Below are 14,743 nucleotides of genomic sequence, written 5' to 3' on the forward strand. Positions count from 1 at the left end.
CCAACCATAACAGCGATCGGAAGTCCAAACATTCCTCGCAATAACTCCCCTGCAACCACCCAAAAGCCGAATGCGCCCAAACGCGCTCTAAACTATTAAAAGATGAGGTGTCCAATAGTGTCGGAAGCTTATAAAAACGCCGGAGTGGATATTGCGGCTGGTAATGAAGCGGTAGAACGCATGAAAAAGCACGTAAAACGTACTTACCGTCCAGAAGTAATGACGGATCTTGGTGGGTTCGGAGCGCTGTTTGGCCTCAATAAAGATAAATATGAAGAGCCAGTGCTTGTATCGGGAACCGATGGTGTAGGCACAAAGCTCAAAATCGCGTTCGCGGCGGATCGCCATGACACGATTGGCATCGACGCTGTAGCTATGTGCGTGAACGACATTGTAGTGCAAGGTGCAGAGCCACTCTTTTTCCTCGACTATCTGGCTTGCGACAAAGTGGTGCCGGAGAAAATCGAAGCTATCGTAGCTGGAATCGCTGAAGGCTGTCACCAAGCGGGTTGTGCACTGATTGGCGGCGAAACGGCTGAGATGCCGGGTATGTATTCAGCAGGTGAATATGATATCGCTGGATTCACAGTGGGCGTAGCTGACAAAGCGAAGCTGGTAACAGGCGCTAACATCGCTGCTGGCGACACAGTGATTGGTCTGGCTTCCAGTGGTGTGCACAGCAATGGCTTCTCGCTGGTGCGTAAGCTTTTGCTTGAGCAAGAGGGTTATGGCCTGAATGACGTGCTTCCTGAGCTTGGTGCTCCGCTTGCGGATGTACTCCTTGCACCAACTAAGATTTATGTGAAGCCTTTGCTGGCACTGCTGGAGCAGCTTCCGGTAAAAGGTATGGCTCATATTACGGGTGGCGGATTTATCGAGAATATCCCACGCGTATTGCCTGATAATGTAGATGTGGAGATCAATTACGGATCGTGGCCGATTCTGCCAATCTTCGGGTTGATGCAGAACAAAGGTAACGTAAGCAACCGTGATATGTTCACTACTTTTAATATGGGAATTGGTCTTGTTCTGGTAGTTAGCGCTGCTGATGGAGAACGCGCTCTTGAACTGCTTAAAGCTAGCGGAGAAGAGGCGTATATCATTGGTAAAGTAACAGAAGGGGAACGCAAAGTAACCTTTACTGGAGCTGAAGTGTGATGCAATCAAGTCGAATCGCTGTTTTTGCTTCGGGGCAGGGCAGCAATTTTGCAGCACTGATCGAGGCACAGAAAGCAGGTTTGCTTGGAGACGGCAGGATTGAATTGCTTGTCTCGGACAAGCCGGAAGCGCCTGTAGCACAACGTGCGGAGGATGCGGGAATTCCCGCCCTCCTGCTACGGCCAAAAGACTTCGCCAGCCGTGAGCTCTACGAAGCAGAGATTGTAGCAGAGCTTCAGCAAAGGGAAATCGGGCTGGTTGTGTTGGCAGGGTATATGCGCCTCATTACACCAGTGCTTTTAACGCCGTATGCGGGTCGGATTATTAACATTCACCCATCGCTGCTGCCTGCTTTTGCTGGAAAGGATGCGATCGGACAAGCGCTGGATTATGGCGTGAAGCTGACGGGAGTCACTGTGCATTTTGTCGATGGAGGTATGGATACCGGGCCGGTTATTGCTCAGCGTAGCGTAGTTGTGTTGGATAACGACACGGCGGATTCATTGGCGGAACGGATTCATAAGGTTGAGTATGAGTTGTATCCTGAAGTGGTTGGCGCTTTTGCCAGCGGGAAAGTGGAACTGAGTGGAAGAAAGACGATTATCCGCGAAAAGTAAGCCACACTGTAGCCATTAGAAGTTTTGGATCGACATTTGGTGACAGGCGGAGAGATTTTAGGGTATTTCTCGGGAAATATTGCATAAGCGGCATTATGTGTCGTGTAGTAGGTAATAGAGTCAGATTCTTTCTTATAGTAATTTCCCAAGCTTTTAGATGTCATCACATTAAATCGCACGTACAACCCGAAGGAGGACTATTCAAAGTGAGTATCAAAAGAGCGCTAGTTAGCGTATCGGATAAACAAGGTATCGTGGATTTTTGCCGCGAGTTGTCTGCATTAGGCGTAGAGATTATTTCCACAGGTGGAACAAGCACGCTTTTGGCTAAGGAAGGTGTTCCAGTCATCGGTATTTCCGATGTTACAGGATTCCCGGAAATCATGGATGGACGTGTCAAAACCTTGCACCCGGCTGTACACAGCGGATTGCTAGCGGTTCGTGACAATGAGGAACACACGCGTCAAATGAAAGAGCTTGGTCTGGACTACATTGATCTGGTAGTAGTAAATCTGTATCCGTTCGCGGAAACCATTGCTAAACCGGATGTATCGTATGAAGAAGCCATCGAGAATATCGATATCGGCGGACCGACGATGCTGCGTTCTGCGGCGAAGAACCATGCTTTTGTAAGTGTAGTGGTAGATGCTAACGACTATGCTACAGTGCTTGAAGAGGTTCGCGCAGGTGGAGATACAACGCTGGAAACACGCAAACGTCTTGCGGCAAAAGTGTTCCGTCATACGGCGGCTTACGATGCCTTAATTTCCGATTATTTGGCTAATGTTACTGGCGAACCGCTTCCTGAGCGCTACACCGTGACTTATGAGAAAATTCAGGATCTGCGCTATGGCGAGAATCCGCATCAAAAAGCGGCTTTCTATCGCAAGCCTTTGGCTGCGGGGGATACTCTTACAGCAGCTGAGCAATTGCATGGCAAAGAATTATCCTACAACAATATCAACGATGCTAACGCAGCGCTGCAAATCGTGAAAGAATTTGAAGAACCTGCTGTCGTAGCCATTAAACATATGAATCCTTGTGGTGTAGGTGTCGGTGAAAGTGTATACGAAGCTTATCAAAAAGCTTACAACGCAGACCCAACCTCTATCTTTGGCGGAATTGTAGCCGCTAACCGGATTATCGATGCAGACACTGCTAATCTGCTGAAAGAGATTTTCCTCGAAATCGTATTGGCGCCAGGGTTTACGGATGAAGCACTGGAAATCCTTACGAAGAAAAAGAACCTGCGTTTGCTCAAAATCGGCAATCTTAGCACGGCTAGCGCGCGTAAGAGCAGCTTCGTACTTACCTCTATTGATGGAGGAATGGTTGTACAGGAGAGCGATGTGCATTCTGTGAACCCGGATGATCTGCAAGTTGTTACGGACCGTAAGCCAACCGAAGAAGAATTGAAACAGCTGTTGTTCGGCTGGAAGGTAGTTAAGCATGTGAAATCTAATGCGATTGTATTAGCGGCGGATGATATGACAGTTGGCGTAGGTGCAGGGCAAATGAACCGCGTTGGCGCGGCAAAAATTGCGATTGAACAAGCTGGCGAGAAGTCCAAAGGATCAGTCCTTGCCTCTGACGCCTTCTTCCCAATGGGAGATACACTTGAAATGGCAGCTAAAGCAGGTATTACCGCAGTTATTCAGCCAGGCGGCTCCATTAAAGACGAAGAATCGATCAAGGTCGCGAATGAGTATGGAATTGCTATGGTCTTCACAGGCGTCCGTCATTTCAAACACTAGAACGCTGGGAGGATTTTATTCTAATGGATATTTTAGTGGTTGGCGGCGGCGGCCGGGAGCATGCGATTATTTGGAGCCTGTCCCAAAGCCCCAAGGTTGGTAAAATCTATTGCGCACCCGGCAACGCCGGAATCGCGCAGCTAGCAGAATGTGTGCCTATCGGTGTGTTCGAGTTCGATCGTCTGACGGCTTTTGCCAAAGAGAAGGAAGTTGGCCTTGTCGTAATCGGACCGGATGATCCGTTAGCAGGGGGCATTGTGGATGCTTTTGAAGCACAGGCTATTCCAGTGTTTGGTCCACGTAAGAATGCAGCTGAGATCGAAGGCAGCAAAACCTTTATGAAGGATCTTTTGCACAAATATAATATTCCGACAGCAGCCTATGAAAAATTTGATGGCTATGAAGCTGCACTGGCTTACTTACGCGAGCAACCGCTGCCGATCGTAATCAAGGCAGATGGGCTTGCCGCAGGAAAAGGCGTGACCGTTGCCTATTCACGGGAAGAGGCAGAGCAGGCACTAGCTGATATTATGGTAACCAAAGTGTTTGGTGAGGCTGGTGCTCAGGTTGTCATTGAAGAGTTCCTAGCGGGTCAGGAAATGTCGATTTTGGCTTTTGTTGATGGAGAGACAGTTCGTCCGATGGCTGCCGCTCAGGATCATAAGCCCGCTTACGATGGAGATAAAGGTCCTAATACTGGTGGAATGGGTACCTATTCGCCTCTGCCGCATATCGACGAGGCGATTATCCAAGAAGCGATTGAGACCATCATTAAGCCAACAGCCAAGGCTATGGTAGCTGAAGGCCGTTCTTTCAGCGGCGTTTTGTTCGCAGGGCTGATGATTTCTCCAGAAGGTAAACCAAAGACCATCGAATTTAATGCCCGGTTTGGGGATCCGGAGACACAGGTCGTGCTGCCTAGATTGAAGAGCGACTTGTTAGAAATCTTTTTGGCAGTAACCGAGGGTAGACTTGCGGATATCGACATTGAATGGAGCGACGAAGCAGCGGTGTGCGTGGTTCTCGCTTCTGGAGGATATCCAGGCTCTTATCCTAAGGGAGTGCCGATCGAAGGGCTTGAGGACAGCCAAGGAGGGCTGATCTTCCATGCCGGTACAGCACGGGGGGCAGATGGCAGCTGGGTAACGAACGGCGGACGGGTCTTAGGCGTGGTAGGCCTGGGTGCTACGATTGCCGAAGCTCGTTCAGCAGCCTATGCTAGGGCTGAAGGAATCTCTTTTTCCGGGAAACAGAATCGCAGCGACATCGCTATGAAGGCTCTGGTATAAGGATAAAGCACTGTATCTAGCAATTTTTTGCGCTTTAAGTCCTAAAAAAGGACTGACAAGTGATAGAAGAAGTGCTATAATACTACACGTACGGGGGAAAATGTGCGGATATATACAGATAAGGGCCTTTCCGATCATGGGAAGGCCCTTTTAAATCGGAGTCCTTCAGACTTTGTGCAGTAACCTTATAAAGGATGCCTCGTGCCTGAAAATGTTGATACTTATAGTGCATACTAGCGATACGCTTATGGCGAATGGCTACTCACAGATTTAAGGGGGAATTCGTTTTGAGTAAGATTGGAAGAAATGATATGTGTCCTTGCGGAAGCGGGAAAAAATATAAGAAATGCTGCCTAGGGAAAGAAACTTCTGCAGTGGAATCCATCATGCGACTGGTAACAACGGAAGAATCCGCTGCTACTGTGGCTGTGGCCGAGAAACCAGAAGCGGCAGCAATTCCTGAAGCTAAGCTTACCCTAACTACGCTCAAAAAAAAGGTGTCACGTGATCTGAAATGGGAGCATCCGGCACATGAACAATTGGCTCTGCATCTTATTGAGACCATGAGAGACAGCTATGACCGGGAGCTAATCTGGGAAGGTCTGGTTCTATGGAATGGTTATTCCCGTCACATCAAGCCTGCAGTGAAGAAAATGGGCTCCTTCTGTGCAGCTATCGAGTTTATCTTGTCTGAGGAATATGGATTCCTTCAAACTCAAGCTGATCTAGCGATCAAACATGAGGTTACTGCACCTACCATCTCCAGAAAAGTTAAAGAGATGCTTAATTATATCGAACAGTACGGCATGGGCGGGGCAGAGGAAGAATTACTTTTGCTCAACGTTTCAGGCACTCCGAAGGATCAGGAACAGGCTTTGCTGCAAAAAGCAATGGAAACTAAAGCATCCAATCGTCGGATCCAGCTAGCAGAAGCGGCATTGGAAGTTTATCCGGACAGTCCGGACGCCTATCTCATTTTGGCTGAGGAAGCCGAGAATGAAGCAGATGCCCGTGCTTATCTGAAAGCAGGGATGGAAGCGGGTGCGCGTGAGCTTGGAGAAGCCTTTTTCACTGAGAACAAAGGACATTTCTGGGGTCTTTACGAGACACGTTCGTACATTCGAATTTGCAAAAGCTACGCTGACTCCTGCTGGTTTAGCGGAAATGCAGAAGAAGCACAAAAGACGCTGGAGCACATTCTAGAATTGAACCCAGAAGATAACACAGGTGCACGTTACCTTCTAACGGCAACGTACCTTTACACTAATAAGCTTAAGAAGACCGAGAAGGTACTGGAGAAGTTCGGCAAGGATGCAGCAGCAACAGTAGCATATGACCGTATGGTTTTAGAATATAAGAAGAACGGGATTACTTCCCAGCTCAAAATGCTATACCGCGTGGCGAAGAATGTGAACAAGCATGTGCCAGATTATCTGTTAGGTATCAAAAGATTGCCGCATAACCTGCCTGATTTTGTAGGCGTGGGTGACGCTAACGAGGCTATCGAATATGTTATTGTACATTCACGTTTGTGGACAAGCTTACCAGACCTGGTGAAGTGGATGCTGAAGCAACAGGACTAGTAGGTTTCATAGCATAGGGATAGCAAATATTAGTAAGAGACTATAGGGTTCCTTTAGTCTCTTTTTCTTTATCACTGATTAGGATGCTTGAAAAAATGTCCTCGGGAGAGTATGTTACAAGAAGTAGAATAACAGATAGATAGTGAGGCGAGAGGGTTATGAGAGAAGAGGAAGACCGAATCGTAGGAATGGAAGATATTGTGCGGGCTCATCACGTACTGCGTGAAGTCATAATCCGGACACCCCTACAACGTGATGCTGTGCTGTCAGCCAAGTATGATTGTGATGTGTATTTGAAGCGCGAGGATTTGCAGATTGTACGTTCTTTCAAAATCCGCGGAGCTTATAATATGATTCGTAGTTTGTCAGCAGAAGATAGAGCAAAAGGGATTGTCTGTGCGAGTGCGGGCAACCATGCACAAGGCGTAGCCTATTCCTGTAAGGCGCTTGGAATTAAAGGCAAGGTCTACATGCCAAGCACTACGCCTAACCAGAAGGTTAAGCAGGTGCGGCGGTTTGGCGGTGAGTTTGTTGAGGTCATTCTGAAGGGAGATACCTTTGATGACGCTTATGATGAAGCACTGCAAGCTTGTATAGATCATGGGATGACGTTGATCCATCCCTTTGATGAGCCACGAATCATTGCGGGCAACGGCACCATTGCAATGGAAGTGATGGAGAGTCTGGACAACCCTGCAGACTTTATGTTCGTAACCATTGGTGGAGGCGGTCTGGCAGCGGGTATAGCCACCTATGTGAAGACAGTTAGTCCTTCTACCAAGTTGATTGGTGTGGAGCCACTCGGAGCAGCTTCTATGACGGAAGCGATTAAGCTTGGAGAAGTGGTGACTCTAAAGGAAATTAATAAGTTCGTGGACGGAGCGGCTGTAAAACGTGTTGGCGGATTGACGTACGATATTTGTTCCCGTCATCTGGATGACATCGTGATGGTGCCTGAAGGTAAAGCTTGTACCACGATTCTAGAACTATATAACGAGAATGCCATAGTGGTTGAGCCAGCAGGTTCGCTGCCTATCGCAGCGCTTGATCAATATCGTGATCAAATCCGCGGCAAAACAGTTGTCTGTATCATAAGCGGCGGCAACAACGATATTGACCGGATGCAGGAGATCAAAGAGCGTTCATTGATTTACGAAGGCTTAAAACACTATTTCATGGTGAACTTCCCGCAACGTGCAGGTGCGCTGCGTGAGTTCTTGGGCGAAATCCTTGGACCTCACGATGATATTACCCGTTTCGAGTATATCAAGAAGCATGATAAAGAAAATGGTCCCGCGCTTGTGGGCATTGAATTATTGTCAACGGATGCCTACGAGCCTCTCATCGAACGGATGCAGCAGAAGGGCGTCGATTATGTAGAGATCAATAAGGATTCTAATCTCTTTAACATCCTTATTTAATTCTCTCATAGACTTAATAATCTCGTTAACGAACATAAACAAGCCCGTCCCTATTCATTTAAGGGACGGGCTTTTGTGATTTCTTTATTAGAGAGGTAACGAAGTTTTACGATATTGCTCGACCTCATCGGTCAATTTATAGCTATTATCTTTCATTAATTTCATGAAGCTATCCAGCTTTTGTAGAAATGGGCTGTTGTCATTATTTTTGGTCAGAATACTGGAGTAAGCCTTTTGCGCCTCCAAATCCATTTCCAGATTGTCATAATGGAAGAGAGGAGTGTTATTCTGGCCGTAAAACGTATTATTCACGTACTTAGTGTACAAGGCTTTTACAGCAGAAATTCGGTTTGATTTCGGATGATTTTGAATGAATTGCTCTTGAGATAAAGCTCTGGCTGCTACCTCAGTCCAGGCGATAACTAGCCCGTTGTCCTTGGAAGAGGGCAGATCCGATTCGGTGGCCATAATGGTAATATAAGCGCTGATATCATTGGTGACGTATAGCTTGTACTTGCGGTAAGCCCCATAATCGATCACCGGGAAAAAAGTACCCTCAGCTGTCTCCAGCTTATATCCGCTTTCGCTGGCACTTTTCAGCAGTGTACGCAGCTGGAGATCATCAGTAATAGCAGCAAGAGAAGACATGCTGGCGCCTGCTTTATAAATGGCGGTGAGCTTCCGCTGGACAGCATTGGTACTGAATTTACTTTCCCAGGCTTGCAGCGCAGCTTTATGCAGATTCTCAAGCTTCAGGGTCAGCATTGTTGCACGATACGACCCTACCGCATACATATTGGAGTTCAAATATTTTATGGCTTCGGGTAACTTGTCAGAGGTAGATAAGAGCGGTAACGCAGCTTTATAGACAGCCTCTGCATGATTATTGCTAGCTGCTTGGGTTATTGCCTTAGCGCCTTCCCCAGGAGGGCTGGTAGCACCTTCGGCGTGAATAGCACTGGGCACTATGCCTAGCCCTAAGGCTATAGCTAGAACGGAGTAGAGAATATAATGCTTCTTAATCATGGAAGTTTCCCCCTATCTATCGGATGGAATAAAGTATTTCAGCCTAGATCTTTATTTTTTGAAAAATATAAACTTCAGTCCCAACCCCCCAATGATGCACAGAATTAAGCTTACCCACGGGGATATTGTAATGACCGGAAATAACCGATCGAGGAACATACCGATAAATACAGCAGCTACTGCGATGCCAATATAGATGCCAAGGCTTTTTATATCAAAAGGTTTGGCACTGGGTGCATCGCTTTCCGACAAGGAAGACATCCATTTCATAATGAGTTCAATTAAGATAATGGAGCCTACTCCCACAGCGAGCAGGGTGAAAAGGCTGATCTGTCCGAACATTCCAGGTGAATCGTCAGTCCATTGGAAGAAGAGTCCACCGATTGCCAATATCCCAAAAAGACAGGTCAGAGCTGCGCAGGGAATCATCAAGTAATAGTTCCATTTACTGCGCACCGGGCGCCCGGGAACACTGTCTATGATTTCTTTAAAATAATCGTGCGGATTCTCGCCGAATACTTGCTTGGCATTTTTCCCTTTACGTTGTTCCTTCAACAGCAGCTTGGCCGCATCCAGCAAAAGTTCCTCTCCGCGCAGAGGGTCAATTCGACTGGCTCGCACCGCAAGGATCATATCTTCTAAATAGGAGCGATTGAAGGGCGTCAACTGCTCACGCAGGGCGTTATTTTCCTTAATCATATCTTTCACTTTCATAATTTGGATGTAAACCTCCAGTGTTGTTAATCGGTATAGTCTTTAACCTAGAGTATACGTTTGCATGACAGGTCTACGCAAGGACAACCATTTCTATGGCGATATGCATAATCCTTTTAGAAGAGTGAACACTGATAATGTTGTTGCTTGATCAATATAGCATTGGGAAAGGTTGGGAGCTTTATGGAACATGAGAACAAGAAAGAACAGGGAAGATCCATGGGCAACGGTTTCGAGCCTACGCCCAATAATTCAATGGGGGATTGGGGCGGCTCCGATGGATTCAGCATGTGGGATTCCGCAGAAGATGCTCCCGAGGGCTTGCTTAAGGATTGGGAAGGCAGCCATGAAACCCATGAGATGTTTAACGACAGCTACGATTGATTAACAACCCTGGTCATTCATCTCGAAAAAACAACAGAGCAGCGATCCTCCGATACTGGAGATCGCTGCTCTTTGTTTTTTGGTGGGGTTCTGAAACCCCGGAACCGCGGAACCCCGGAACCCCGGAACCCCGGAACCCCGGAACCCCGGAACCCCGGGAACCCCAGAACCCCGGGAACTCCAGAGCTCCTAGACCCCCGGTTGTCGTAGTATCCACCATCTTTCGGACTCAGATGACGTTATTAGCCAAATTATCGCCTTTTCAGCACAGTTTCGGACCCCAGTGATGCTATTGCTCGAAAAGTAGCTCTTATTTGCTGTTTTATAGGGTGATAGCGACTATGGGGTCCGATAGAATTCAAAAAGTGTGCTAAATCTGCGAATAGGGTCTTCTGAGTCCTATAGAGCTGCTGAATCCGATGGATTCAGCAGCGGGATTTCCGCGGAAGATACCCCCGAGGGCCTGCTTAAGGATTGGCAAGGCAGCCATGAAACCCATGAAACCCATGAAACCCATGAGATGTTTAACGACAGCTACGATTGATTAACAACCCTGGTCATTCATCTCGAAAAAACAATAGAGCAGCGATCCTCCGATACTGGGATCGCTGCTCTGTTGTTTTTTGGTGGGGTTCTGAAACCCCGGGAACCCCGGAACCCCGGAACCCCGGAACCCCGGAACCCCGGGAACCCCGGGAACTCCAGAGCTCCCAGACCCCCGGTTGTCGTAGCATCCACCATCTTTCGGACTCAGATGACGTTATTAGCCAAATTATCGCCTTTTCAGCACATTTTCGGACCCCAGTGACGCTATTGCTCGAAAAGTAGCTCTTATTTGCTGTTTTACAGGGTGATAGCGACTATGGGGTCCGATAGAATTCAAAAAGTGTGCTAAATCTGCGAATAGGGTCTTCTGAGTCCGATGAAGCTACTGAGTCCGCTGGAGCTACTGAGTCCGCTGGAGCTACTGAGTCCGGTGGAGCTACTGAGTCCGGTGGAGCTACTGAGTCCGCTGGAGCTACTGAGTCCGGTGGAGCTACTGAGTCCGATGAAGCTACTGAGTCCGAAGGAACTGCTGAGTCCGATGAAGCTACTGAGTCCGCTGGAGCTACTGAGTCCGCTGGAGCTACTGAGTCCGCTGAAGCTACTGAGTCCGCTGGAGCTACTGAGTCCGAAGGAGCTACTGAGTCCGCTGGAGCTACTGAGTCCGCTGGAGCTACTGAGTCCGCTGGAGCTACTGAGTCTGATGAAGCTACTGAGTCCGCTGGAGCTACTGAGTCCGCTGAAGCTACTGAGTCCGAAGTAGCCGCTGAGTCCGATGAAGCTACTGAACTCGAGGGAGCAGCTGAGTCCGAAGGAGCTACTGAATCCGATAGAGTTGCTGAATCCCGGATTGGCGGTTTCAATCCACTCGACGTGGGAGCCCTAGAGTCATGTTCATATCTTACGGGACACCCTATTTGTCGCGCAGACTCTAATGCCCAAATACTCCGTGCGTTTATTAAGAATTGTCCCCTTGCTGTTGACAATATGAACGAAATCTTTATAATTAGATTATAATTCATACTAAGTTAATCGGAATTCTAATAAATTAAAATAAATTAAATTACAAATATAATTATAGGAGGATGCGGCAATGGAACGGAATATTGTAATCCGGCATAACGGAGAAGAATTGACGGCGAGCATACATTACCCGAACAAAGAGAAGGGAACCTCTTCGCGTTGCAAGGATAGACTGCCATTAGCCGTGATCTGCCACGGATTTGTGGGGAATCGGATTGGCGTAGACCGGATTTTTGTAAAGGCGGCTCGTGAGCTGGCACAAGAGGGATATATGGTTATTCGTTTTGATCATGTGGGCTGCGGCGAGAGCAGCGGGAATTATGGCGGCGAAGATATGGAATCGATGATCGCTCAGACTAGAGCGGTGCTTGATTACGGAATTAGCTCTGCTGATGTGGACCCACAGCGCGTGACGCTGATTGGCCATAGCCTCGGTGGCGCGGTGGCGCTGCTGACAAGTATTCGCGATCGCCGCGTGAAGAATCTCGTGTTATGGGCCTCTGTTGGTTATCCTTTCAATGATATTGTGAAAATTGTAGGGCGGGAGGCGTATGATCGCGCTGTGAAGAATGGATCAGCCGATTATGTGGGCTACTCGTTTACGCCGGTATATTTTAATTCTTTGGCGGCTTTTCAGCCCTTCCAAGAAGCGAGCAAATTTAGCGGAGATGTACTCGTCATTCATGGCACCTCTGATGATGTCATTCCGGTGGATTACGCTTTTCTTTACCAGAAGCTGTTCTGGACACGTCCCGAAGGACGTTGCGATAAAGAGATCATTTTTCAAGGGGATCACACCTTTTCTTCTGGACCGGCGCAGCAGCAGCTGCTTAAGCGGACTATAGAATGGATGAACGAACAAGAGCATCTGCAGACAGAGTGGCAGAATTGGATGATTTAGGAGAAGGTTTTTATTCGCATTAACTTGCAATAAGCGGTAAAATAAAGATGCACACCATATACTGGGTTATGGAGGTTGGCATCCTATGAAATTACCGTCATTTTTTATTGCGCACGGTTCTCCGCTCCTCGCACTGGAGGATAACGAGTATACCCGTTTTCTGGAGCGGCTTGGTCAAGAACTTGAAGCGCCACGCGGTATAGTAGTTTTCTCAGCGCATTGGGATAGCCCTGAACAGCTACTTACCGTTGATGAACTGCACGAGACACAGCATGACTTCTACGGATTCCCTGAAGAAGTTTACACGCTGACCTATCCGGCCCCGGGCGATCCGGCCCTAACAAGACGGATTTCTGAGCTCTTCAAGGATAACAATCTATCACATCAGCCCGTTCTGGGGCGAGGACTCGATCATGGAGTCTGGGTGATACTGAAAAAAATGTTCCCGAACGCCGACATTCCGGTAGTTGCTTTATCCGTCGATTCCCTGCGCTCTCCCAAGGAGCAGTACAATATCGGGCGGATGTTAGCACCGCTTCGTGACGAAGGCATACTGCTGATTGGAAGCGGTGGACTTGTTCACAATTTGCGGATGCTAAGTGAAAGTGAGCAGCCTGAGGATTGGGCACTTGAATTCGATGCCTGGATTGCCAAGGGACTAGAAGCCTGGGATTTGCCTTCACTTTTTGCGTATGAGAAAAAAGCTCCACATGTACGCGATGCGGTTCCTTCTTATGGAAGAGAGCATTTTGCACCTCTCTTTTACGCGATGGGAACAGCGGATGGCAGCAGGAAGGCAGAGCGGATTTTTCAGGCTTATCAGTATGGGACATTAAGTCTGAATTGCTGGAAGCTAGACTAACTGAATGAATAAGAGACCCGCAGGGTGCAGCCGCAATGGCTGTACCCTTTTTTTAATATAAGAATTTATCTATTCCATGCTATAAAATTTCCTTATGCTTGCTATGAAAAAAGGGAGAAGGTGATCAAGACAAATGGGACTGACTGTGATTAAATGGAAGGAATCAGTGAGTTTCATAAAACGTTTAGGAGGAACTACAAGCTTATGAAAGTAAATTGCTCTTCTTCCCGTCTGTTATCTGCCATTGTATTGACCACCCTATTGCTCTCCGCTTGCGGAACACAGAGTGCAAATAATGAGATCACCCCGACACAGCAGCCTACCGCAGAGCCCACGCCTATCGAAACGATTCAACCCTCACCTACCATTGATCCCGCTGCTGAGCTCGTATCCGGATTAACAGGTCTTCCAGTTTCTGAAGACAGTCTTCCACGTCCCTTGGCCGTAATGATAAATAATGCTCCTGCCGCCCGGCCGCAATCGGGGGTTAGTGAAGCAGATATTTTGTATGAGATTCTTGCCGAAGGTGGTATTACGCGTTTGATTGGTATTTTTCAGAGCCATACAGGTGTGGTGAAAATCGGACCGATTCGCAGCATCCGCCCCTATCTGCTGGATATTGGCGAGAGCTACGGTGGTGTGACGGTGCATGCAGGAGGAAGTCCGGCAGCTTACGCCATTTTGCAAAAAGAGAAAAAAGAAGATATGGACGAGATCGGCCGTGCCGGAGCTTATTTTTGGCGGGATAAAGCGCGAAAAGCACCTCATAACCTGTACAGCAACGCAGCCAAACTGCGGGAAGGTGCCGAGAAGCTTGGGTTTGCGCAAAGTGTGAAGGTACCCGGGTATCTTTTTAACAATCCAGATTACATACCGGCGGACGGAGAGAAAGCCGCTGAATTTAGCATAAACTATCTGCTCAAAAGTTATAAAGTTGACTATAAATATGATCCTAAACGTCAGACCTATCAGCGTTATGTGAATGACAAACCTCATTTGGATCTAAATAACGATAATCCGGTGGAAGCGGCCAATGTGATGGTTATTGGAGCCGATCATAAAGTGCTTGATGATGTCGGAAGACTTCAGATTGATGTGGAGCTTGGCGGGGAAGCGTTGCTTTTTCAGCGGGGACAGGTCACCAAAGGCAGATGGTCGCGTGAACCAGGGGATGTGATCCGCTTTGTGAGGGATGGAAAAGAAGAGCTGATGTATCCAGGAATTACCCATATTTTGGTGGTCCCTAATGCACCTTCATTTAGCAGTCATGTGGTATATGGCGGGGCGGATGGTACAACATAAGAAAGTCGGAATATCCAGTGTTATACAGATTTGTGTTCGGAATAATGGGTATGTGTTAATAGAGTGTAAAAAAGTTCATTTCTATAGCTTCTATACCTTGTACGGATATGATAAGATAACAAGGGTTGTCATTCATTTTCATGCTTTTTACATATGAATGGCTCTG

General features: G+C 47.6%; 13 protein-coding genes. 11 read left to right on the forward strand and 2 right to left on the reverse strand.

From position 1 onward, the window contains the following. Window positions 1-117: 117 nt before the first annotated feature. From purM to ilvA, 6 genes are all read left to right on the forward strand, one after another. Window positions 118-1,158 (forward strand): phosphoribosylformylglycinamidine cyclo-ligase, encoded by a 1,041-nt coding sequence (gene purM / locus NST58_RS03775; RefSeq protein ID WP_076128465.1) that lies wholly within the window; start codon window positions 118-120, stop codon window positions 1,156-1,158. After that, entirely contained in the window at window positions 1,158-1,775 is a 618-nt protein-coding gene (gene purN / locus NST58_RS03780) for a phosphoribosylglycinamide formyltransferase (RefSeq protein ID WP_339246286.1), read from the forward strand. The genes purM and purN overlap by 1 nt, the downstream gene beginning before the upstream one ends. Before the next feature lie 206 nt (window positions 1,776-1,981). Then, window positions 1,982-3,529, forward strand: a complete 1,548-nt coding sequence (gene purH / locus NST58_RS03785) for a bifunctional phosphoribosylaminoimidazolecarboxamide formyltransferase/IMP cyclohydrolase (protein WP_339246289.1) — start codon at window positions 1,982-1,984, stop codon at window positions 3,527-3,529. Window positions 3,530-3,552: 23 nt separating this feature from the next. Then, complete coding sequence (purD, locus tag NST58_RS03790; RefSeq protein WP_076142419.1) at window positions 3,553-4,818, forward strand: phosphoribosylamine--glycine ligase; 1,266 nt, start codon at window positions 3,553-3,555, stop codon at window positions 4,816-4,818. Between the two features lie 287 nt (window positions 4,819-5,105). Further along, complete coding sequence (locus NST58_RS03795; protein WP_076128473.1) at window positions 5,106-6,401, forward strand: SEC-C metal-binding domain-containing protein; 1,296 nt, start codon at window positions 5,106-5,108, stop codon at window positions 6,399-6,401. 158 nt (window positions 6,402-6,559) lie between these two features. Further along, on the forward strand, window positions 6,560-7,822 hold the full coding sequence (gene ilvA, locus NST58_RS03800; RefSeq protein WP_076104158.1) for a threonine ammonia-lyase IlvA: 1,263 nt from the start codon (window positions 6,560-6,562) through the stop codon (window positions 7,820-7,822). Between the two features lie 87 nt (window positions 7,823-7,909). Here ilvA and NST58_RS03805 read toward each other — a convergent pair whose 3' ends face one another. Further along, on the reverse strand, window positions 7,910-8,848 hold the full coding sequence (locus NST58_RS03805) for a hypothetical protein (RefSeq protein WP_339246292.1): 939 nt from the start codon (window positions 8,846-8,848) through the stop codon (window positions 7,910-7,912). A 51-nt stretch (window positions 8,849-8,899) separates the two neighbouring features. After that, a complete protein-coding gene (locus NST58_RS03810; protein ID WP_076128474.1) occupies window positions 8,900-9,562 on the reverse strand; it encodes a DUF1129 family protein in 663 nt (220 codons plus the stop codon). A 183-nt stretch (window positions 9,563-9,745) separates the two neighbouring features. Between NST58_RS03810 and NST58_RS03815 the strand changes: the two genes are divergently transcribed. From NST58_RS03815 to NST58_RS03835, 5 genes are all read left to right on the forward strand, one after another. Then, the gene (locus NST58_RS03815) at window positions 9,746-9,946 is read left to right on the forward strand and encodes a hypothetical protein (protein WP_036680885.1); all 201 of its coding nucleotides are present in this window, start codon (window positions 9,746-9,748) and stop codon (window positions 9,944-9,946) included. Between the two features lie 922 nt (window positions 9,947-10,868). Beyond that, complete coding sequence (locus tag NST58_RS03820) at window positions 10,869-11,252, forward strand: hypothetical protein (protein WP_339246294.1); 384 nt, start codon at window positions 10,869-10,871, stop codon at window positions 11,250-11,252. Window positions 11,253-11,582: 330 nt separating this feature from the next. Then, window positions 11,583-12,413, forward strand: coding sequence for an alpha/beta fold hydrolase (locus tag NST58_RS03825; RefSeq protein WP_339246296.1), 831 nt, complete (start codon window positions 11,583-11,585; stop codon window positions 12,411-12,413). Window positions 12,414-12,498: 85 nt separating this feature from the next. Next, on the forward strand, window positions 12,499-13,275 hold the full coding sequence (locus tag NST58_RS03830; protein ID WP_038568677.1) for a class III extradiol ring-cleavage dioxygenase: 777 nt from the start codon (window positions 12,499-12,501) through the stop codon (window positions 13,273-13,275). A 204-nt stretch (window positions 13,276-13,479) separates the two neighbouring features. Beyond that, on the forward strand, window positions 13,480-14,577 hold the full coding sequence (locus NST58_RS03835; protein ID WP_076104156.1) for a DUF3048 domain-containing protein: 1,098 nt from the start codon (window positions 13,480-13,482) through the stop codon (window positions 14,575-14,577). Window positions 14,578-14,743 lie beyond the last annotated feature (166 nt).

This window comes from Paenibacillus sp. FSL R10-2796, from assembly GCF_037965315.1.
Lineage (GTDB): Bacteria > Bacillota > Bacilli > Paenibacillales > Paenibacillaceae > Paenibacillus_AQ > Paenibacillus_AQ odorifer.